19 protein-coding genes are annotated in these 20,497 nt (G+C 69.9%); 4 read left to right on the forward strand and 15 right to left on the reverse strand.

Annotated elements, in window-relative coordinates; genetic code table 11:
- Positions 1-92: 92 nt before the first annotated feature.
- Genes HB662_RS08070 through rimP form a run of 3 tightly spaced genes read right to left on the reverse strand, consistent with a single transcriptional unit; the run spans position 93 to position 3,166 of the window.
- Positions 93-773 carry an RNA-binding protein gene (locus HB662_RS08070; RefSeq protein WP_245185534.1) on the reverse strand — a complete coding sequence of 227 codons (681 nt, stop codon included), beginning with the start codon at positions 771-773 and terminating at the stop codon, positions 93-95.
- Positions 774-804: 31 nt separating this feature from the next.
- A complete protein-coding gene (gene nusA / locus HB662_RS08075; protein WP_168049406.1) occupies positions 805-2,514 on the reverse strand; it encodes a transcription termination factor NusA in 1,710 nt (569 codons plus the stop codon).
- A gap of 10 nt (positions 2,515-2,524) precedes the next feature.
- Entirely contained in the window at positions 2,525-3,166 is a 642-nt protein-coding gene (rimP, locus tag HB662_RS08080; RefSeq protein WP_168048993.1) for a ribosome maturation factor RimP, read from the reverse strand.
- Positions 3,167-3,572: 406 nt separating this feature from the next.
- On the opposite strand from rimP, the gene HB662_RS08085 reads away from it, so the two are divergent.
- Entirely contained in the window at positions 3,573-4,091 is a 519-nt protein-coding gene (locus HB662_RS08085) for a PEP-CTERM sorting domain-containing protein (RefSeq protein WP_168048995.1), read from the forward strand.
- Positions 4,092-4,224: 133 nt separating this feature from the next.
- Here HB662_RS08085 and trmB read toward each other — a convergent pair whose 3' ends face one another.
- The 5 genes from trmB to dnaK form a co-directional block, all read right to left on the reverse strand.
- Complete coding sequence (gene trmB / locus HB662_RS08090) at positions 4,225-4,935, reverse strand: tRNA (guanine(46)-N(7))-methyltransferase TrmB (protein ID WP_168048997.1); 711 nt, start codon at positions 4,933-4,935, stop codon at positions 4,225-4,227.
- A gap of 92 nt (positions 4,936-5,027) precedes the next feature.
- On the reverse strand, positions 5,028-6,215 hold the full coding sequence (gene metK, locus HB662_RS08095) for a methionine adenosyltransferase (RefSeq protein WP_168049000.1): 1,188 nt from the start codon (positions 6,213-6,215) through the stop codon (positions 5,028-5,030).
- Positions 6,216-6,405: 190 nt separating this feature from the next.
- Positions 6,406-7,179, reverse strand: coding sequence for a 4-hydroxy-tetrahydrodipicolinate reductase (gene dapB / locus HB662_RS08100; RefSeq protein ID WP_168049407.1), 774 nt, complete (start codon positions 7,177-7,179; stop codon positions 6,406-6,408).
- A 213-nt stretch (positions 7,180-7,392) separates the two neighbouring features.
- On the reverse strand, positions 7,393-8,550 hold the full coding sequence (gene dnaJ, locus HB662_RS08105) for a molecular chaperone DnaJ (protein ID WP_168049002.1): 1,158 nt from the start codon (positions 8,548-8,550) through the stop codon (positions 7,393-7,395).
- A 101-nt stretch (positions 8,551-8,651) separates the two neighbouring features.
- The gene (gene dnaK / locus HB662_RS08110; RefSeq protein ID WP_168049004.1) at positions 8,652-10,574 is read right to left on the reverse strand and encodes a molecular chaperone DnaK; all 1,923 of its coding nucleotides are present in this window, start codon (positions 10,572-10,574) and stop codon (positions 8,652-8,654) included.
- A 244-nt stretch (positions 10,575-10,818) separates the two neighbouring features.
- On the opposite strand from dnaK, the gene HB662_RS08115 reads away from it, so the two are divergent.
- A complete protein-coding gene (locus HB662_RS08115; protein ID WP_168049006.1) occupies positions 10,819-12,099 on the forward strand; it encodes a DUF3422 family protein in 1,281 nt (426 codons plus the stop codon).
- A 135-nt stretch (positions 12,100-12,234) separates the two neighbouring features.
- On the opposite strand, the gene HB662_RS08120 is transcribed toward HB662_RS08115, so the two are convergent.
- The 3 genes from HB662_RS08120 to HB662_RS08130 form a co-directional block, all read right to left on the reverse strand.
- On the reverse strand, positions 12,235-12,819 hold the full coding sequence (locus HB662_RS08120; protein WP_168049008.1) for a nucleotide exchange factor GrpE: 585 nt from the start codon (positions 12,817-12,819) through the stop codon (positions 12,235-12,237).
- A 110-nt stretch (positions 12,820-12,929) separates the two neighbouring features.
- Positions 12,930-14,390: a methyl-accepting chemotaxis protein gene (locus HB662_RS08125; RefSeq protein ID WP_168049010.1), complete on the reverse strand. Its 1,461-nt coding sequence runs from the start codon at positions 14,388-14,390 to the stop codon at positions 12,930-12,932.
- Entirely contained in the window at positions 14,391-14,747 is a 357-nt protein-coding gene (locus HB662_RS08130) for a hypothetical protein (RefSeq protein ID WP_168049012.1), read from the reverse strand.
- 163 nt (positions 14,748-14,910) lie between these two features.
- Here HB662_RS08130 and murJ point away from each other — a divergent pair, with 163 nt between their 5' ends.
- Positions 14,911-16,446 (forward strand): murein biosynthesis integral membrane protein MurJ, encoded by a 1,536-nt coding sequence (gene murJ, locus HB662_RS08135; protein WP_168049014.1) that lies wholly within the window; start codon positions 14,911-14,913, stop codon positions 16,444-16,446.
- A gap of 16 nt (positions 16,447-16,462) precedes the next feature.
- Here murJ and HB662_RS08140 read toward each other — a convergent pair whose 3' ends face one another.
- From HB662_RS08140 to ribA, 3 genes are all read right to left on the reverse strand, one after another.
- Positions 16,463-16,975 carry a L,D-transpeptidase family protein gene (locus tag HB662_RS08140; RefSeq protein ID WP_168049016.1) on the reverse strand — a complete coding sequence of 171 codons (513 nt, stop codon included), beginning with the start codon at positions 16,973-16,975 and terminating at the stop codon, positions 16,463-16,465.
- Positions 16,976-17,117: 142 nt separating this feature from the next.
- Complete coding sequence (locus HB662_RS08145) at positions 17,118-17,450, reverse strand: hypothetical protein (RefSeq protein ID WP_168049018.1); 333 nt, start codon at positions 17,448-17,450, stop codon at positions 17,118-17,120.
- A gap of 57 nt (positions 17,451-17,507) precedes the next feature.
- A complete protein-coding gene (gene ribA / locus HB662_RS08150; protein ID WP_408871622.1) occupies positions 17,508-18,698 on the reverse strand; it encodes a GTP cyclohydrolase II RibA in 1,191 nt (396 codons plus the stop codon).
- A gap of 303 nt (positions 18,699-19,001) precedes the next feature.
- Between ribA and HB662_RS08155 the strand changes: the two genes are divergently transcribed.
- On the forward strand, positions 19,002-19,721 hold the full coding sequence (locus HB662_RS08155; protein WP_168049022.1) for a response regulator transcription factor: 720 nt from the start codon (positions 19,002-19,004) through the stop codon (positions 19,719-19,721).
- A gap of 55 nt (positions 19,722-19,776) precedes the next feature.
- Here HB662_RS08155 and HB662_RS08160 read toward each other — a convergent pair whose 3' ends face one another.
- Positions 19,777-20,373, reverse strand: coding sequence for a malonic semialdehyde reductase (locus tag HB662_RS08160; protein WP_209443155.1), 597 nt, complete (start codon positions 20,371-20,373; stop codon positions 19,777-19,779).
- Between the last annotated feature and the right edge of the window lie 124 nt (positions 20,374-20,497).

Here is a 20,497-nt window from a genome sequence, read left to right on the forward strand (position 1 = left end):
GTAACCGCACCCCGAAACCGCGGAGCACAGCGATCATGTCCCCGTCCGGCCACGGCCGAATGGTCCCCGGTCGCCGCCGGGGGGCGGTCCGCCTAGGGCGGCGCCGGAGGAACTCCCCCTGTTGGCGCACCACCCTTGCTTGCGGCTGCGGCGGCGACGCCCGCGAGCCGTGCGGCTTCCGCCGCGATCGCCAGCGCCAGTCTGCCCGGCGCCACCGCAACATGCACCGCCCGGTCACGACCGAACAGCGCCCCAAGCTCCGCGCCGGTCAGCGGGGTTACCGCTGGCACCTGCCGGAGCCCAACCAACCGGGCCCTTTCCGCCGCGCTGCCATCCGAGGCCTGGACCAGCAACGCCGCACGCCCCGCCTGCAGCCATTCGAGGGCTGCCTGCCACCCGCTCACCGCCTGCCCGGCCCGCCGTGCCAAACCAACAAGATCGCGGACGCGGCCATGTAGGCCGGTTTCAATCCGCGCGCGAAGGTCGGGGGGCACGTGCACCGAGCCACGCGCGGCCTTGGCAAAGGCCCCGCGGGTTGCGGCACGTTCTATCACATCGGCCCGGGCGCTCAACCACATTCCCCGGCCGGGCAGCCTTGCGTTCAGGTCGGGGACCAGTTCGCGGTCCGGCGACAGCACGAAACGCAGCATCACTTCCTTCGGCAGCCGCTCACGCGTCACCAGGCAACGGCGCAGCGGGCCGGTTTCCGGCTCCTCCGCATCGTCGGCCTCGATGGCGAGGCTGTCCGGGTGGAAGACCGCCGGCGGCGGCAGCACCGCCGGGCCGGTCAGCTCCGGCGCGGAATCAGGTCCTGGCTGCGTCGTCTTGTTCCCCATCGGGTTCCCCCTCCGGTGCCGCTTCGGCGCCGCTTTCGGAGTCGCCTTCCGGGAGCTCTTCCCCTTGGGCGTCGCCTTCCGTGCCTTCAGAATCCTCAGCCCCTGCTTCCTCACCCTCGGCGTACTCGTATTCGCCGTTCTGCGCGGCCAGCGCGCCTACCACATCCTCGTCGCCGAACCAGCCGGCCGACTGACGGGCGGCGAGGATGACGGCATTCGCCGTCTCCTCATCCACCGCATCCGTACCGAGGATCTCGACCAGCTCATCGCCGGCCAGATCCGCCAGATCCTCCAGCGACTTCACGCCCTTCTCGCCGAGCGCCACCAGCATTGCGGGGGAGAAGCCACCGACCTCGGCCACCGCATCCTCGACGCCCATCTCGCGGCGCTTGTCGTCCATCTCGCCTTCGCGCTTGTCGAGGAAGGCCTGGGCGCGGCGCTTCAGCTCCGTCGCCACGTTCTCATCGAAGCCCTCGATCTCGGCGAGTTCCTCGTCATCGACGTTGATGATGTCCTCGATCGAGCCGAAGCCCTCGGTCACCAGCAACCCGGCAATAACGTCGTCGACGTCCAGCCCCTCGACGAACAGCCCGCTGCGCTTGCGGAAGTCTTCCTGGCGGCGTTCCGATTCCTCGGCTTCCGTCAGGATGTCCACATCGTAACGCGTGAGCTGAGATGCAAGACGTACATTCTGGCCACGACGCCCGATCGCCAGCGAAAGCTGGTCATCCGGCACCACAACCTCGACCCGCCGCGCATCGTCGTCCAGCACCACCTTGGTGACTTCGGCCGGGGCGAGCGCGTTGACGATGAAGGTCGCCTGGTCGGGCGACCAGGGGATGATGTCGATCTTCTCGCCCTGCAGTTCCTGCACCACCGCCTGCACGCGCGACCCGCGCATGCCGACGCAGGCGCCGACGGGGTCGATGCTGCTGTCGCGGCTGATCACGGCCATCTTGGCGCGGCTGCCGGGGTCGCGCGCCACCGCCTTGATCTCGATGATGCCGTCGTAGATTTCCGGCACTTCCTGCGCGAACAGCTTGGCCAGGAAGCCCGGGTGGGTACGGGAGAGGAAGATCTGCGGCCCGCGCGGCTCCTCGCGCACATCATAGATATACGCCCGAACGCGGTCGCCGTTCCGGAAAGCCTCGCGCGGGATGGTCTCGTCGCGGCGCAGCAGGGCCTCGGCCTTGCCGAGCTCGACCATCAGGTTGCCGTACTCGGTGCGCTTGACGACACCGTTGATGATCTCGCCGACGCGGTCCTTGTATTCGTGGAACTGCTTGGAGCGCTCGACCTCCCGCACCCGCTGCACGATCACCTGCTTGGCGGTCTGCGCGGCGATGCGGCCGAAATCGATCGGCGGCAGCGGGTCGATGATGAACTCGCCGGTCTTGATGCCCGGTTTGATCTTCTGGGCGATGCGCAGGCTGAGCTGCGTCGCCTCGTTCTCCACCGGCTCGGCGTCCACCACCTCGGTCCAGCGGGAGAGCTTCACCTCGCCCGACTTGCGGTCGATGACGGCGCGGATGTCCTTCTCGTGGCCATACTTGGCGCGGCCGGCCTTCTGGATGGCCTGCTCCATCGCCTCGAGCACCTCGTCGCGCTCGATCATCTTCTCGCGGGCGACGGCATCCGCCACCAGCAGCAGTTCAGGGCGCGCGATCGCGACATCCATCGCCATGGCGTCAGTTCCTCTTCGGGGTTGAGCGGCGACGGGGTGGGGCGGGAGGGTCCTCCTCCTCCACCTCCGGCGCTTCAGCGGAATCCTGGTCTGCGACGGGCGGCTCGAGCGCCGCGCGGCGGGCATCGGCCACGGCGGCGAGCGCCGCGCTGTGCTCGATCAGCTCGTCCGTCAGCACCAGCTTGGCGCGGCGGATGTTGCCACGCGGCACCACCATCTCCGTGCCATCCTCCAGCCGGATGCGAACTTCATTGGCATCAGCGCCGAGCGCGATGCCGCGCAGCCGCCGGCGATTATCCTGCGGCACCTGCAGATCCACGGTGGCAAGCTGGCCGGCGTAGCGGTTCCAGTCCTTGACCCGGGTCAGCGGCCGGTCGATGCCGGCGGAGGAAACCTCCAGCGACCATTCGCTGCGGATCGGGTCCTCGACGTCGAGCACGGCGCCGACGGCGTGGCTGATGATCTCGCAATCCTCCACGCGGAAGGTCGCCTCATCGACCCGGTCGGCCATGATCTGCACCACCGGCCGTTCCTTGCCGCTGACCTGCACGCGCACCAGCTCGTAGCCGAGCTGGCCCAGCGTGGGCAGGATCGCCGTGGCGATGCGGGCCTCGAGGCCCTCGTGATGGGGTTGGTCGTCGTCCATTGATGCCTTCCAGGCCGACGAGCCCGGGGCCGGGAAGCGGCCAACAAAAAAGGCGGCCCGGTTAGGGGCCACCTCCCGGACAGGTCGGAAAGCGATCTCGTGAACATACTATATGTCCGATCAGCAGCCGCCGCAAGCGCCACGGCATCGGCGGCACCCACCGTTGCGAGCCCGCGTCGGCGGAATTGACGCCGAACGCATGAAACGGGGCCCTGCACCGTGCAAGTTGTTGATTCGCAATATTGGCATTGCGCTTGCTGTGTCCCTCCCGGCGGAGACTTGGTCTGCAATCACATCAAAGCGTGTGGAGGCCTAGATGACGAAGTGGAGCGGTCCTGGTTCATGCGTCCTGGCGGCCGCGCTATGCGCCGCCCTTCTGGCGGCGAAGCCCGCCGCGGCGGACCTGATGAGTTGTCCGCCCCTCTACACCTCGGATCTCGGGGCCCAGGTCGAGAACTTCGCCGGCACCCAATCCGCCGCCAGCGCCTGCCAGTATGTGACGCCGGCCGATGCCGGCAATGATGCGGAGATCGCCAACATCAACGCGGCCGGCTTCTTCGGCTTCGCCGATTGGCAGGATAACGGCCAGACCCTGCTGGCGGATGCCGCCAGCACCGGCCAGTTCGGCACCTGGGCCATCAGCAACGTCGATTTCACGCTGTTCGACTACATCGTCGTCTTCAAGGACGGCCCCGGCACGAACCTGACCGCCTTCCTGCTGAACGAGCTGTTCTCGGAGGGCGTCTGGACCACCCCCTTCTTCAACCCGCCCTTCGAGCTGCCGCCGGGCAAAGTGAGCGAGGATGTCTCGCACCTGACCGTGGCCAAGCGGGCGGTGCCGGTGCCGGAGCCGGCATCCCTGGCGCTGTTCGGCGCCGGCATGGTCGGCCTCGGCCTGCTGCGGCGTCGCCGCCAGCGGCGCTGACCTGGCAGGCTGAGGAAAAGCCCTCTCCACCCAGCGGGGCGAGAGGGCTTTCAAGGCGAATCTCCGCAGCCTGATAGAGCCGTTCGCGGCGCTGGCGGTGGGTCGCCAGCGGGGCATCAGTGGCAGCGGGTCGCTACCGGCGGACGAATACCCACCAGACCGGCTGCCGCCCCGCCCGCACCGCCTTCGCCTCGTAGCGGGTGCCGGGGGTGCCTTCGGGGCGGGTGGTGTGGCGCTCGGCCTGGGTGAAGAACGGCTGGTCGGCGAAGACCTCCGTCACCCAGGCCTGGTAGGTCGGGTCGTCGCTGGCAATGCGCCATTCGCCGCCCGGCCGCAGCACGCGGGCGACCAGCGGCAGCAGTTCCGGGTGCACGAAGCGGCGCTTGGCGTGCCGGGATTTCGGCCAGGGGTCGGGGAACATCAGCATCAGCCGATCCAGCGCGCCATCCGGCAGCAGGCCCAGCAGATGGCGGGCATCCTGCGGCCACAGCTTCAGGCCACGCGGCAGCGGCGCCGTCGCCTCCCCGCCATCCGGCACCAGCCGGGTCAGCAGGGAACACAGCCCGTTCTCGAAAACCTCGGAGGCGATATAGGCGACGTCGGGGTTCGCGCGGTGCTGTTCCAGCGCATGCTCGCCGCCGCCGAAGCCCACCTCCAGCCACAGCCTGGCGCCTGGCATGCCGAAGGCGGAAAGCGGGTCGGCCGCCTGGTCGGGCAGCAGGCGCAGCCGCGGCAGGGTGGCATCGAGCAGCATCTGCTGGCGCGGCCGCAGCTTGTGGCCGCGCTGGCGGCCATAGAGCCGGTCCGGCACGCCCTCGGCCAGCGGCGGACGGTCTGCGGTCATGAAGCGCCCCGAAACGAAAAGAGGCGACGGACCTGCGCCCGCCGCCCAATCAGGCAGATCCGGCCCACGCCGAAGCGCGGGCCGGGAACGGATCAGCGGTTGAAGGCGCGGCGGATCTCATCCGCCAGGTCCGTCTTCTCCCAGGTGAAGGTGCCCTTCTCGGCATCCGGCGTGCGGCCGAAATGGCCGTAGGCGCTGGTCACCGCGTAGATCGGGCGGTTCAGGTGCAGATGCTCCCGGATCCCGCGCGGTGAAAGGTTCATCAGCCCGTCCATCACCTTGGCCAGCTTCGCCTCATCGACATCCTTGCCCGTGCCGTGCAGGTCGAAATAGACCGACAGCGGCTTGGAGACGCCGATCGCGTAGCTCACCTGGATGGTGCACTTGTCCGCGAGGCCGGAGGCCACGACGTTCTTCGCCACGTAGCGCGCCGCATAGGCGGCCGAACGGTCGACCTTGGTCGGATCCTTGCCGCTGAACGCGCCGCCGCCATGCGGGGCCGCGCCACCATAGGTGTCGACGATGATCTTGCGCCCGGTCAGGCCGCAGTCACCGTCCGGCCCGCCGATGACGAAGGTGCCGGTCGGGTTCACGTAGAGCTCGTTGTCCGGGCACATCCAGCCCTTGGGCAGGCTGCTCTCGATGATCGGGCGGATCATCCGCTTGATCTCGGCCTGGTCGAGGCGTTCCTCGTGCTGGGTCGAGACCACCACGCTGGTCGCGCCAACCGGCTTGCCATCGACGTAGCGCAGCGTCACCTGGGACTTGGCGTCCGGCAGCAGCCCGGCCACGGCCACGTCACCGGCGCGGCGCATCTCGGCGATGCGGCGCAGGATCAGGTGGGCGTAGTACAGCGGCGCCGGCATTAGCTCCGGCGTCTCGGTGCAGGCATAGCCGAACATGATGCCCTGGTCGCCGGCACCCTCGTCCTTGTTACCGGCCGCGTCCACGCCCTGCGCGATATGCGCGGACTGGGCGTGCAAGTGGCATTCCACGCTGGCATTCTGCCAGTGGAAGCCATCCTGCTCATAGCCGATGTCGCGGATCGCCATCCGCGTCAGGTGCATCAGCAGTTCCGGGGTCACGCTGCCCGGGCCACGCGTCTCACCGGCCAGAACGACCCGGTTGGTGGTCACGAGAGTCTCGCAAGCCACGCGGGAATAGGGGTCAGCCGAAAGGTAGGCGTCGAGCACGGTATCCGAGATGCGGTCCGCCACCTTGTCCGGGTGGCCTTCGGAGACGCTCTCGGACGTGAAAAGGTATTCGCCCTTGTCGCGCATGGCGTGGTTCGGCCTCTTGTCGCGGGAGGGCCGGTTCGCCCCGGCCTGGCTAGGTGGCCCGGTGGATCCGGGACAGCGGCGTATTGCAGTGCGATGTGGCGGGGTCAAGGCTGGCGCGCCCCGATTGAGCCGCGACCTGCACGCCGGAGTTGTGCCCTTGCCAGTCAGCCGGCCGCCATTCCCGTGGCGGTCAGCGCATGCCCAGCACGTCCATCATGGAATACAGCCCCGGCTTCCGCCCGATGATCCACTGCGCCGCGCGCACGGCGCCCACCGCGTAGGACCGGCGGTCGAAGCTGCGATGGGTCAGCGCAATGTGTTCGGTGGCCGCGGCGAAAAGCAGCGTATGCTCCCCCACCACCTGGCCGCCGCGCAGCGCGGCGAAGCCGATGGTGCCGGTGGCGCGGGCGCCGGTGTGGCCATCCCGCCCGCTTTCCATCCCGGCCTGTTCCAGCGTCATGCCCCGCCCGGCCGCCACCGCTCGGCCCATGGCGATGGCGGTGCCGGAGGGGGCGTCCACCTTCTGCCGGTGGTGCATCTCGACGATCTCGGCATCGTAGCTCTCGGCCGGCAACGCCGCCGCCAGCTTCTCCGCCAGCGCCAGCACCAGGTTCACGCCGGGTGCGAAATTGGCGGCATGCACCACCGGGACCAAGGCGGAGGACTCCGCCACCACGCGCGACTGTTCCGGCGACAGGCCGGAGGAACCGAGCACCAGCGGCACGCCATGCCGCGCGGCCAGGGTGGCATGGGGAACGGCTTCCTCGGCATGGGTGAAGTCGATGACGACATCGCTGGCGGCGAACAGCGCCGCCGCATCCACCAGCAGCGGCCCGGCGCATTCCGCCGGCGGGCGGTTTCCGGGGCGGGTGGTGCCGCCGGCCAGCTTCTCGCCCGCCCGCTCGATCTCCGAGGCCAGCAACACGCCCATGCGTCCGGCAATGCCGGCGATGCCAATGCGGATCATGCGTGAAGGCCCCTCCCGGCGAGGCGATCGAAGCTGCCCGCCAGCGCGGTCATGGTCAAGCGGAAGGGAGGAGAGGGGGGGGCGGGCGGCGACACGGGTGGGACCTGCGTACCGCGCCGCCGCCTGCCAGGGCCATCGCAGGGGGGATGCGATGGCCCGGTCAGAACGTGCCGGGGCGCCGCGGGTTGCATCCCCCGCGCACGCCCTGGTTCAGCGGCCGAGACCGTCCCAGAACTCCTTCACCTTGGCGAAGAAGCCTTCCGTCTCCGGGTTGCTGCGGCCGGTCTTCTCGCTTTCGCTCTCGAACTCGGCCAGCAGTTCCTGCTGCCGCTTCGACAGGTTCTGCGGCGTCTCGACGGCGACCTGCACATACATGTCGCCGCGCGCAGCCGAACGCAGCACCGAGAAACCCTTGCCGCGCAGGCGGAACTGGTCCCCGGTCTGGGTGCCGGCCGGGATGGTGACGCGCGCGCGCCCGCCATCGATCACCGGAACCTCAACGCCACCGCCGAGCGCCGCCTGCGTCATCCGCAGCGGCACACGAACGAAGATGTTGGCGCCGTCGCGCTGGAAGATGGCGTGCTGGCGCACCGCAACATCCACATACAGGTCGCCCGCCGGCGCGCCGCGCAGCCCGGCCTCGCCCTCGCCGGACAGGCGGATGCGGGTGCCGTCCTCGACGCCGGCCGGGATGGTCACGGCCAGGGTGCGGTCGCGCTGCACGCGGCCCTGGCCAGCGCAGATCTTGCAGGGGTTCTTGATGATGCGGCCGCTGCCGGAACAGGTCGGGCAGGTGCGCTCGATCAGGAAAAAGCCCTGTTGCGCCCGCACCTTGCCGGCGCCGTTGCAGGTCGGGCAGGTGCTGGCGGATTGCGCCGCCGGGCCTTCGCTTCCCGTGCCCTTGCAGGCCTCGCAGACCACGGAGGACGGCACGCGGACCGTCTTCTTGGTGCCGCCGAAGGCTTCCTCCAGCGTGACTTCGACCTGGTGGCGCAGGTCGTTGCCGCGCCCCGCGGCAGCACGGCCACCGCCACGCCCGCCACGGCCGAGGCCGCCGAACATCTCCTCGAAGATATCCTCGAAGGCGCCGCCGAAGGGGTTGCCGCCCATGCCGGCACCGCCACCACCACCGCCGCCGCCCTGCTCGAAGGCGGCATGGCCGAAGCGGTCATAGGCGGCGCGTTTCTCGGCGTCCTTGAGGACGTCATACGCCTCATTGGCTTCCTTGAACTTCGCTTCCGAACCGGTGTCGCCCTTGTTGCGGTCCGGGTGGTGCTGCATGGCGAGCTTGCGGTAGGCCTTCTTCAGGTCTTCCTCGCTCGCGTCCCGGGCGACGCCCAGGACTTCGTAGTAGTCGCGCTTGGCCATGGTCCCGTGGGTCCTCGCGGGGCGGCGTGGTCAACATGGCAGCGCCCGACTTCTTGCGAAGCCGGGCGCGCCGCTCGAGCAGATCCGGAAAAAGCCCGGCTTTACGAAGGCTTTTTCTTGGTCGGGTCGACTTCCTCGAACTCGGCGTCAACCACCTTGTCGTCGGGCTTGCCGCCGGCATTGCCGCCGGGGGCGCCTTCCGCGGCGCCGGCTTCCGCTGCCTGCGCCTTGTAGAGCGACTCGCCCATCTTCATCGCGGCCTGGGACAGGGTCTCGTTGGCCTTGGTGATGGCCTCGACATCCTGGCCTTCCATCGCGGTGCGCGCCGCGGCGATGGCGGCTTCGACCTCGGCCTTCTCCGCGGCCGGGACCTTGTCGCCATTCTCGCGGATCGTCTTCTCGGTGGAGTGCACCAAGGCATCCAGGCCGTTGCGGGCCTCGACCGCCGCGCGGCGCTGCTTGTCGGCCTCGGCATTCGCCTCGGCGTCACGCACCATCCGCTCGATATCGGCATCCGAGAGGCCGGACTTGGCCTGGATGCGGACCTGCTGCTCCTTGCCCGTCGCCTTGTCCTTGGCGGAGACCGAGACGATGCCGTTGGCGTCGATGTCGAAGGTCACCTCCACCTGCGGCACGCCACGCGGCGCCGGCGGGAGCCCGGTCAGGTCGAACTGGCCGAGCAGCTTGTTGTCGGCCGCCATCTCGCGCTCGCCCTGGAACACCTTGATGGTGACCGCGGACTGGTTGTCATCGGCCGTCGAGAAGACCTGGCTCTTCTTGGTCGGGATGGTCGTGTTGCGGTCGATCAGACGGGTGAACACGCCACCCAGCGTCTCGATGCCCAGCGACAGCGGCGTCACGTCCAGCAGCAGCACGTCCTTGACGTCGCCCTTCAGCACGCCGCCCTGGATGGCGGCACCGATGGCGACCACCTCATCCGGGTTGACGTTGCGCGCGGGCTCCTTGCCGAAGAACTGCTTCACCAGTTCGATCACCTTCGGCATGCGCGTCATGCCGCCGACCAGGATCACCTCGTCGATCTCGCCGGCGGTAACCTGCGCATCCTTCAGCGCCTGCTTGCAGGGCTCGAGGGTCTTGGTGATCAGGTCGTCGACCAGTGCTTCCAGCTTCGCGCGGCTCAGCTGCATCACCAGGTGCTTCGGCCCGGAGGCGTCGGCGGTGATGAAGGGCAGGTTCACCTCGGTCTGCTTGGAAGAAGACAGCTCGATCTTCGCCTTCTCGGCCGCTTCCTTCAGGCGCTGCAGGGCGAGCTTGTCGCCGCGCAGGTCGATGCCCTGCTCCTTCTTGAACTCGTCCGCCAGGTAGTCGATCACCCGGGCGTCGAAATCCTCGCCGCCGAGGAAGGTGTCGCCATTGGTCGACTTCACCTCGAACACGCCGTCGCCGATCTCGAGGATCGAGACGTCGAAGGTGCCGCCGCCGAGGTCGTACACCGCGATGGTGCCGCCCTTCTTCTGGTCCATGCCATAGGCGAGCGCCGCCGCGGTCGGCTCGTTGATGATGCGCAGCACCTCGAGGCCCGCGATCGCGCCGGCTTCCTTGGTCGCCTGGCGCTGGGCGTCGTTGAAGTAGGCCGGGACGGTGATGACCGCCTGGGTGACCTTCTCGCCGAGATAGGCCTCGGCGGTCTCCTTCATCTTGGTCAGGATGTTGGCGCTGATCTGCTGCGGCGCATACTGCTTGCCATCGGCCTCGACCCAGGCATCGCCATTGGCGGCGCGGGTGATGGTGTAGGGCACCAGGCCCTTGTCCTTGTTCACCATCGGATCGTCGAAGCGACGGCCGATCAGGCGCTTCACGGCATACAGCGTGTTGGTCGGGTTGGTGACCGCCTGGCGCTTGGCGGACTGGCCGACGAGGCGCTCGCCATTCTTGGCGAATGCAACCATGGAGGGGGTGGTACGTGCACCCTCGGCGTTCTCGATGACCCTGACGTCCTTGCCTTCCATGATGGCGACGCAGGAATTGGTGGTGCCGAGGTCGATGCCGATGACCTTGCTCATCCGAGTGTCTCTCCTGTGCGGCGGACGGGTACGGCCCTTGCGGCACCGTTCCCGCCCCCTGATCCGTGACGGATGCGGGGTGGGTGATAAGGCGGCGACAACAGGGAACACCCTGCCTCGCCGCGTGACCGTCATGTATTCAGGCAAGGCGGGGTGGACAAGACCTTCGCCGCGCCGAGGCCTTGGAAAGACTCGCGATTCCCGTATTCCTGGCCGCACCGCGCCGGTAAGGTGCGGCTGCGAGATGATCCAGCACCTGCCTCCCCACCCGCAACGCGACATCCTGACGGGCGAACTGCACGCCCGGCCGCCGCTGCCGCTGCAGACGCCGGTGGCGATCAGCCGGCTGGCCCTGTCCGGTGAAGCGGGCGGCGAACGCGGCGCGGGGGTGGCCCATCTGGCCAATCTGTGCCGCCGCTACGGCGTCACCCCGCCGGCGCCAGGGTCCGACTTCGTCATGGCGGATTTCGGCGTTTTCCGCGTGCGCTACGAACGCCACACCGAATTCGATGGCTGGACCTTCCTGCGCCCCGGCCTGTCCGACCACCCGGACGACCCCTTCGCCTTCACCGCCATCGCCGCGGTGCCGACCGACTGGCTGGCCGCCCTGCCCGGCCGCACGCTGGTCGCCGCCCATATCGCCGTGCACGCCACGGCCGGCGAGGACGAACCCCCGCCCCCCGGCTGCTTCGCGCCCGATGGCCTGGCCGGCGCCAGCCTGTCCGGCGGTGCCGCCACCGCCTGGACCGATTTCCGCCTCGGCCCGGATGGCTTCACCCGCATCCTGCTGCAGGATCACGGCCTGACCCCGGCGCTGGCCGGCCGCCTGGCCCAGGCACTGTGGGAAATCGAGACCTACCGGCTGTTCGCCCTGCTGGCCCTGCCGCCAGCCCGCGCCGCCTCCGGCGAACTCGCCCGCGCCTCGGACCGCCTGGCGACGCTGTCCGACCGGCTGACCGGGCTGGCGGAGCTGGAAGCGGAACGGGCGGCGCTGGAGGAACTATCGGAACTCGCCACCGGCATCGAACAGATCGCCAATGCCACGGCGGACCGCTTCTCCGCCGCCAATGCCTACCACGCCCTGGTCGGACGCCGCCTGCAGGTGCTGCGGGAGGAACGGCTGCACGGCCTGCCCACCCTGACCGAATACCTGGAACGCCGGCTGGACCCGGCACTCGCCACCATCCAGGCGACAGGCGCCCGCATCTCCGCCCTTTCGGTCCGCTGCGGCCGCGCCGTAGACCTTCTGCGCGCCCGCGTCGCCGTCGCCCAGGAAGCGCAGACGCAGAAACTGCTGGCCGCCATGGCCGAAACCGGCCGCGCCCAACTCCGCCTGCAGGAAACCGTCGAAGGCCTGTCGGTCGCCGGCATCAGCTACTACGTGCTGTCCTTGGCAGGCTACGCGCTGAAACCCCTGCCCTGGGGCCCAATCCGCCTCGACATCATCCTCGCCGCCCTGGTCCCCGTGGTCGCGGGCCTGGTCTGGATCAGGATGCGACGACGGCGGCGGAAGCCGGCGAAATAGGCGGACGCGTTGCGCGGGTGGCCCGCCGGGGGCTTTGCCCCCCGGCACCCCCCACAAAGGGCTTTGGCCCTTTGAACCCATGCCTTGAGGGCGAGGGGCAACGCCCCTCGTGAACCAACAGCGCAGTTGCGCTGCCTACTTCCCCGCAACCACCACCATCGCCGGCTTCAGGAGCCGGCCGTGCAGGGTCCAGGCGGGGGTCCAGGCCTGGATGACGGTACCGGGGGTGGTGCCTTCCGGTGCGGGTTGCTCAGCCATCGCCTGGTGCAGTTCCGGGTCGAATTGCTGGCCCTGGGCGTCCACCTTGGCGATGCCGTGGCGTTCCAGCATGGTCACGAAGGCGCGTTCGACGCTGTCGAAGCCGCCGCGCAGCTTGGCCAGCAATTCGGGTTCGTCGTCGGCGGCCGGCGGCAGGCTGTCGAGGCCACGGCGCAGGTTTTCGGCGGTTTCCACCACGTCACGTGCGAATTTCTGCACGGCGTAGAGGCGCGCATCCTCGATTTCCCGCTTGGTGCGGGTCCGCAGGTTCTGCATGTCCGCTTCCGCGCGCAGCCATTTGTCCCGCATCTGGGCCAGTTCGGCTTCCAGCGCGGCGATGCGTTCGGCGTCGGTGGGCGGGGTGGCGGTGTCGGTGCCCGGCTTTGCCCCGGCGTGAGCCCCGTTCTGGGCTTCGGCCGCGGCGGTTTCGGCCGGGGTCGGCGTGTCCTGGGTATCGCTCATGGATCGGGTGTTCTGACTCGCGGAGTGGGGTCGGCGTGCTGGCCATCACCTAAGCGTCCCGGTGGGGCGCGGCAAGGACTTGAAGCCCGTGCCGTGCCATCCGGCCCGCCTCAGGCCGCGCGCAGCCCGGCCACCGTGGCCTGCAGCGAGGTTCGCAGGGAGTCGGCGTTGGAATCCAGCGTGCGAGCGGTGGCTTCGAGCTGTTCCACCGCCTTGGCCGTGGCGCCGATGGCGCCTTCCGCGTTGCTGACGGCGCCGGAGGCGCGTTCCGTGCTTTGCGCCACGCGCTGCGCGGTGCGGGCGATTTCCTGGGTGGCGCTGCCCTGTTCCTCCACCGCCGCGGCCATGGCGGAGGAAACCTGTTCCAGTTCCGCCACCACCTCCACGATGCCGCGGATGGCGAGCACCGCCTCGCCTGTCGCCGTCTCGATGCCGCCGGCCTGGCGGCCGATTTCCTCGGTCGCCTGGGCGGTCTGCGCGGCAAGCGCCTTCACTTCCCCGGCCACCACGGCGAAGCCCTTGCCCGCCTCCCCGGCCCGCGCCGCCTCGATCGTCGCGTTCAGCGCCAGCAGGTTGGTCTGGCTGGCGATGGCACCGATCAGGCGCACCACCTCATGGATCCGCCCGGCGCCCTCGGAAAGGCCGGTGACGATGCCGTCCGTATTGCGCGCGCGTTCCGCGGCGCTGCGGGCGACGCTGGCGGCGCTGGCCACCTGGCGCGTCACTTCCTGCACCGAGGCGGCCAGTTCCTCCGCCGCCGAGGCCACGGTCTGCACATCCATCGCCGCTTCGGCGGTCGCCGAGGCGGCGACCTGCGCCGCGTCGGTGCCGGTGCGGGCGGCATGGGCCAGGCCCTCCGCGGCGGAGCCGAGGTCGCGGGCGGCGAAGGTGAGCTGGCGGCTGCAGCCGCCGATCTCGCCTTCCATCTGGCCGGCCAGGGCGAGGCGCATATCCTGCGCCAGGCGGGCGGCGGTGGCCTTCTCGGCCTCCTTCCGCGCCCGTTCCGCTTCCTCCCGCTGCCGGGCGGCCGCGGTCTCGGCCTCGGCGGCGGTGGCGGCGGCGGCGGCGCGTTCCAGATAGGTCAGCACCATCAGCAGGGCGGCGGCCTCCGCCACCAGGATCCCGGCATGCAGCGCCACGCGGCCGAGCGTGCCCTCGCCGCCGAACACCGCCATCGGCGCCAATTCGTTCAGCACGGTGTGATGCAGCGCGACGGTGGCGGCAGCCAGGATGATGGCGCGGCGGTCCACCAGCCCGGCCAGCGTGGCCAGCGCCGCGAAATAGGCCATGTGCATGTCGGTGCGCAGCCAGGGCGCCACCACCCAGACCAGCACCGAAACCTGTACCATCAGCGCCACGGCGATCATCTGCCGCGCCGCCGGCGCCGCGGCATCCCGCAGCCCGGCGCCGAGCGCGGCCAGCGCCGCCGTCGTGGCGAGGCCGGCGCCGCCCCAGACCTCCAGGCCTTCGCCGCCGGACAGCCAGGCGACCGGCCCGGTGATCGCCGCGAGGGCCACGAGCAGCCACAACAGGGCCCGGCCGCTGCTGCGGCGGATGTGGTCCAGGTTCATTCAGATCGGCTTTCCGGAAAGGTCGGGGCGTACTGCGCCGGCACAGGGCGCGCGGCCGAAGGCAGGCAGCACCAGCCAGGTGCCGGCCGGGTTGCTGGCCGAGGCAAGGCTGGTGGGCGCGACCAGCGCCAGGGTGACAGGGCCGAGCCGGCGGATCGTGATCGGGTCCCAGCCCGGCTCCGCCAGCACACGCAGCAGCGCAGCGCCTTCCGTGATGCCGGGCGGGAAGACCAATGCCAGGGGCTGGCCCGGCCTTGGCTGCGCCTGCGCCACGCCCAGCCCGGTGGTCGCCGCTGCAAGCAGCAGCAACGCAGGCATGGTGGCATTCACTGCCTTGGAAGGTTTGGCAACGCTCATTGCACATCATGCGACGGCAACACGAACGCCGTCTTAACCGGCGCGGAATGGCGTGGTCCGGGGCGTCCGCTTCACCCGGCCTGAGCACGCCCGCCTGATTCACACCCGCCCGATTCACACCCGCCCGATTCACGCCGCCCCCGTTCCGGCCTACACAGGCCGGATGCTACGCAGCGTCTTCACCGTCGGCGGCTGGACCATGGCGAGCCGCATCCTCGGCTTCGCCCGGGACATGCTGATCGCCGCCCGCCTCGGCGCCGGGCCGGTGGCCGATGCCTTCTTCATCGCCCTGAAACTGCCGAACCTGTTTCGCCGGCTGTTCGGCGAAGGCGCCTTCAACGCCGCCTTCGTGCCCGCCTTCGCCGGCACCTTCGCGCTCGATGGCCCGGCCAAGGCGCGCGCCCTGGCCAATTCGCTGGCCGGGCTGATGTCGATCTGGCTCGCCTGCCTGGTGATTCTCGGCATCGTCTTCATGCCGCAGCTGCTGTTCGTGCTGGCGCCCGGCTTTTCGGGGGAACGCCTGGCCCTGGCCATCGAGATGACCCGGATCAGCTTCCCCTACCTGCTGTTCATCTGCCTGGCCGCGCTGGTTTCCGGCGTGCTGAACGGGATGAACCGCTTCGCCGCCGCCGCCGCCGCGCCGGTGCTGTTCAACCTGATCGCCATGGCGGCCCTGCTCGGGCTGACGCCCTTCGTGGCGACGCCGGGGCATGCCCTGGCCTGGGGCGTGATGGTGTCCGGCATCGCCCAGCTGGCGCTGCTGCTGGTGGCGGTAAGGGCGGCGGGGATGGCGATCAACCCGCTGTCGCGGCCGCGCATGACGCCGGATGTCACCGGGGTGCTGAAGCGCATGGTGCCGGGGCTGTTCGGCGCCGGTGTCACGCAGCTCAACCTCGCGATCGACGTGGTCCTGGCCTCGCTGCTGCCGGCGGGGGCGGTCAGCTACCTGTATTATGCGGACCGCGTGGCGCAATTGCCGCTCGGCGTCATCGGGGCCGCGATCGGCACGGCGCTGCTGCCGCTGCTGGCGCGGCAGCTTCGCACCGGCCGGCGGCTGGCGGCGCATCGCAGCCAGAACCGGGCACTGGAATTGTCGATGGCCTTCGCGCTGCCGGCGGCCTGCGCCATGGCGGTGACGGCCGGGCCGATCATCGCCACCCTGTTCGAGCGCGGATTGTTCGATGCGCGGGCCAGCGCCGCCACCGCCGCCGCGCTGGTGGCCGGCGCCTTCGGCCTGCCCGCCTTCGTGCTGGTGAAGGCGCTGACCCCCGGCTTCTTCGCGCGTGGCGACACGGCGACGCCGGTGAAGGTGGGGCTCGGCATCGTCGCGCTGAACCTCGCGCTGAACCTGGCGCTGATCCCCTTCCTGGCGCATGTCGGCATCGCGCTCGCCACATCAATCGCCGCCTGGGTGAATGTGGCGGTGCTCGGCCTGCTGCTGACCCGCCGCCGGCAGCTGGTGCTGGACCGGCGGCTGCGCCGGCGCGCCCCGCGACTGCTGGCGGCGGCGCTGGTGATGGGCTGCGTGCTGCTGGCGCTGAACATGGCGCTGTTCCCGCAGCCTGGCCCGCTGGCCCGCTTCCTGGCACTGGCGCTGCTGATCGCCGCCGGGCTGGTGACCTATTTCGGCACGGCGCATGCCCTGCGCGGGCTGGACCTGCGGGAGGCGGCGCGGATGATGCGGCGCCGGTCCGGCTAGGGCCGATCAGGCCCCCCTACCCGCCCATCACCTGCACCCCGCGCAGCCCGGCCGCCAGCACCTGGCGCAGATCGGGCAGGGACAAAGCGACGCAGCCCTCGGTCGGCGCGTAGTCCGGGCGGGCGAGATGCAGGAAGATGGCGCTGCCGCGGCCGCGCTCCACCGGCGCGTCGTTCCAGCCGAGGATGCCGATCACGTCGTAGATCGCATCGCTGCGCCACAACTCCTCGTGCCGCCCGCCGAAGGGCAGGCGGACGGGGCGGTTGTAGGCGCGGTCGGCAGGGTCGTCGCACCAGCCATCCTGCGGCGCCAGCGGCTCCACCGGCACGGCGCCGGCAGGCGCCGGGCCGCGATCGGCGCGGTACAGCAGGCGGCGCAGTTCCAGGCGTGCGGCCGGGGTGGCGCCATCGCCTTCCTGCTTGCGCTCCGCCGGCACCACGCCGCCCTTGCCGAGCGCGCAGCGCAGCGTGCGGCCATGGAAGCGGAAGCGGCCATCCGCCGTCGCGATCGCCCAGCCCGATTCATCCATCCCGCATGTTCCCGCTCCATCTTCCCGCGTCGTCAGGCGCGCAACATGCCCCAGACCGTGATCCGCGAACACGGATCATGGTCTGGCCTTCGCCGAGAGGGTGATTCACTACTACCGCCATGCCGCCTTCGCGGATCACGCCCTACGCGCGCGGCGCCTGCGACCCGGCCTGGCGGCCGGCCGTTGCGGTGGACGCGTTGGCGGGAGCCGAGAACTGCTCGATGGCGGCGAAGACGGCGGTCGACAGCATGCCGATCGGCCCACCGAAGGCCGCGGCCCCCAGCACGCGCAGTGCCGGGTTCAGGCTTTCCCCGGTTGCAGCCCGGTAGATGCTGCCCACCACCGGCACATGATGCAGGGGGTTCAGCGCCTGCAGCACCTCATCGAAGCGGAGCGTCCCGGGCACCGGCACATGCTCATCGGCCCCGAGGCGGGGCAGGATCTCGGCTTGGGCGCGTGTCGCGGCGGTTTCCATGGGGCACGGCTCCTGGCAGTTGCCTGCGAGAGAGCAACTTGCGTGCCAGGGCGGCGGTCAGGTCAGCAGGTGGCCGAAGCGGCGGGCCTTGGTCTCCAGGTAGCCGTCATTCACGCCATTGCCCTCGAACTGGTGGGCCTCGCGACCCTCCACCTCGATGCCACAGGCGGCGAGGCCGGCCAGCTTATCCGGGTTGTTGGTCAGCAGCCGCACGCGCGGCACGGCTATGGCGCGCAGCATTTCCGCCGCCACCCAGAAATTCCGCTCATCCGCGCCGTAGCCCAGCGCGCGATTGGCATCGAGCGTATCGAGGCCCTGGTCCTGCAGCGTATAGGCCCGCAGCTTGTTCACCAGCCCGATGCCGCGGCCTTCCTGCGCCAAGTATAGCAGGACGCCGCCCGCCGGGTCGGCGGCCATGCGCTTGATGGCGCCGCGCAGCTGCGGGCCGCAATCGCAGCGCAGGCTACCCAGCAGGTCGCCGGTGAAGCATTCCGAATGCACCCGAACCAGCGGAACGGCGCCGGGCGTGGGGGTGGGGGCGGTGCTGTCCACCAGGATCGCCAGGTGCTCGATCCCGCCGTCCGCGGCGCGGAAGGCGATGATCCGTGCCTCCGGCGCATCCTCCAGCGGCACGCGGGCTTCCGCGACGCGGGTCAGGCTGGCCGGGGCATCGATCGGGTAGGCGACAACATCCGCCGCCCGCACCGCGAACAGGTCGAGCCGCGACGCGGCCGATTCCGCCGCCGGGGCGACAACCAGCGCGGGCAGCAGCCGGGCCAGCTTGGCCAGGGCTATGGCGGGCAGGGCCTGGGGCGGGGTTGCCGTGCGCTCCGGCTGCTCCGGCAGCAGGCGCTCGGCGGTCGGGTCGGCCAGCGACCGCAGCGCGGCCGGGTCCAGCAGCGAGGGCGGTAGCCGCAGCGCCACCACGCCCATCTCCGCCGCGCTGCCGACCGCCGGCGCACCGAGCGCCTGCGGTACCGGCCGTTGCAGCACCGCCGCGGCGCGTACCGGCGCCAGCAGCAGCACGGCCGGGCCGCGCGCCGCGGCCGCCAATTCGCGCAGGCCGCGGGCCGAGACGGTCTCCGCCGCCGCGACCACCAGCGTGCCGTCGGGCCCGCCAAGCAGGATAGGGGTACCGCGGCGCAACTCACTCGCCGCACGGTGGACGGCACGCAGGCCCGACGCCAGGGCATCGGGCGAAGCGGCATCATTGGCGCCTTGCGGGCGCTGGGAAGCGATGGGGGCCATGCTGCTCATATGATTTTTTGGCGTTCCGTATGCCGCCTATTGGCGATTTCGAATGTGGCGCGCCAAAGGCGTTTGAAAGGGGGGCCTGCCGCAAGAAAAACGATTCCCCGCGGTAGACACGGCCAAGCCCGGCGCAGTCACGACTTTGTATTGCGGGGCTTGCCGATCACGCCTACGCTAGCGCAAAATCGCTTGCCGGAATCTCGCTGTTCCGCCATCTAATTCCGCGGCGATGGCACGGAGACGTGAAACCGATCCGCCTCAGGCCCGTTGTCTCGAGGCCTCACAGAAACGGGAGCTACCATGGCCGGTCCACGCCCTATCCTCGTCGTGGACGACGACGACGCCCTCCGCCAAACGCTGGCGGAACAGTTGGCACATGATGGTGAATTCGCCGCGACCGAAGCAGGGACCGCGGCAGATGCCCTGGCCCGTCTCTCGGCCGAGGATTCGCGCTTCGATGCCATCGTGCTCGACATCGGCCTGCCGGATGGCGACGGCCGCGACCTCTGCGCCCGGCTTCGCAAGCAGGGCCATCGCATGCCGATCCTGATGCTGACAGGTGCAGACGGGGAACAGGACGTGGTCCGGGGTCTCGACTCTGGTGCCAACGACTATATCGCCAAGCCGTTCCGCGTTTCCGAACTGATGGCCCGGCTGCGCGCGCAACTTCGCGTTTTCGACAATTCCGAGGATGCGGTCTTCAGCGTCGGGCCCTACACCTTCCGCCCATCCGCCAAGTTGCTGCTGGATGCGGCGCGCAACCGGAAGATCCGGCTGACGGAGAAGGAAGCGGCAATCCTGAAGTACCTGTACCGCGCCGGCGGCCGGCCGGTGGGGCGGCAGATCCTGCTGAACGAGGTGTGGGGCTACAACAGCGCCGTCACCACGCACACGCTGGAGACCCACATCTACCGCCTGCGCCAGAAGATCGAGCCGGACCCGACCAATGCCCGCCTGCTCGTCACCGAGGGCGGCGGCTATCGGCTGGACCCCACCGCAGGCCGCGCCCAGGCGGCCTGAGGACGTTGCGGGGGGATGGAAACGCCCTTCCCCCCTCGCGGAGCCCGCGCCTGGACTATTCCAGGCGGGCGGCCTCGTCGAAGCTCAGCCGCGGGCTGCGCGGGAACAGCCCTGCCGGATCGCCATGGCCGAGGTTGACCAGGAAGTTCGACTTCCAGGTGGTGCCTGCGAAAAACAGATCATCCACCTTGGCGTTGTCGAAGCCGCTCATCGGCCCGGCATCCAGCCCCACGGCGCGCGCCGCCAGGATCAGGTAGGCACCCTGTAGCGTGCCGTTGCGGAAGGCGGTGGTCTCCGCCAGCGCCGGGTTGCCGGCGAACCAGGACCGCGCATCGGCATGCGGGAACAGGAAGGGCAGCTTGTCGTAGAAGGCGGTGTCATGCGCCACGATGGCGATGACCGGCGCGGTCATGGTCTTCTCGACATTGCCGGGCGACAGCGCCTCCTTCAACCGTGCCTTTCCCTCGTCCGTGCGGATGAAGACGAAGCGGGCCGGGGACGCATTGGCCGAGGTCGGTGCGAATTTGAGGAGGTTGTACATCTCCTCCAGCTTGCTGTCCGGCACCGGCCGGTCCTGCCACTTGTTCTGCGTCCGGGCCTCCCGGAACAGCGTGTCCAGGGCCTGGTCGTCGAGCGTCACGCGGTCAGTCATGGAATCTCCGTCTGGCAGTTGCCGGGGCGGAGATAGGGCAGCGCCGGGCGGCGGGCCAATCCTCCGCCCCGATGGTCGTCATCGCCGCCCGGAATGATTGTCCGGAATGATCAGCCGGACTGGT

The sequence above is a fragment of the Falsiroseomonas frigidaquae genome (genome assembly GCF_012163145.1).
GTDB lineage: Bacteria > Pseudomonadota > Alphaproteobacteria > Acetobacterales > Acetobacteraceae > Falsiroseomonas > Falsiroseomonas frigidaquae.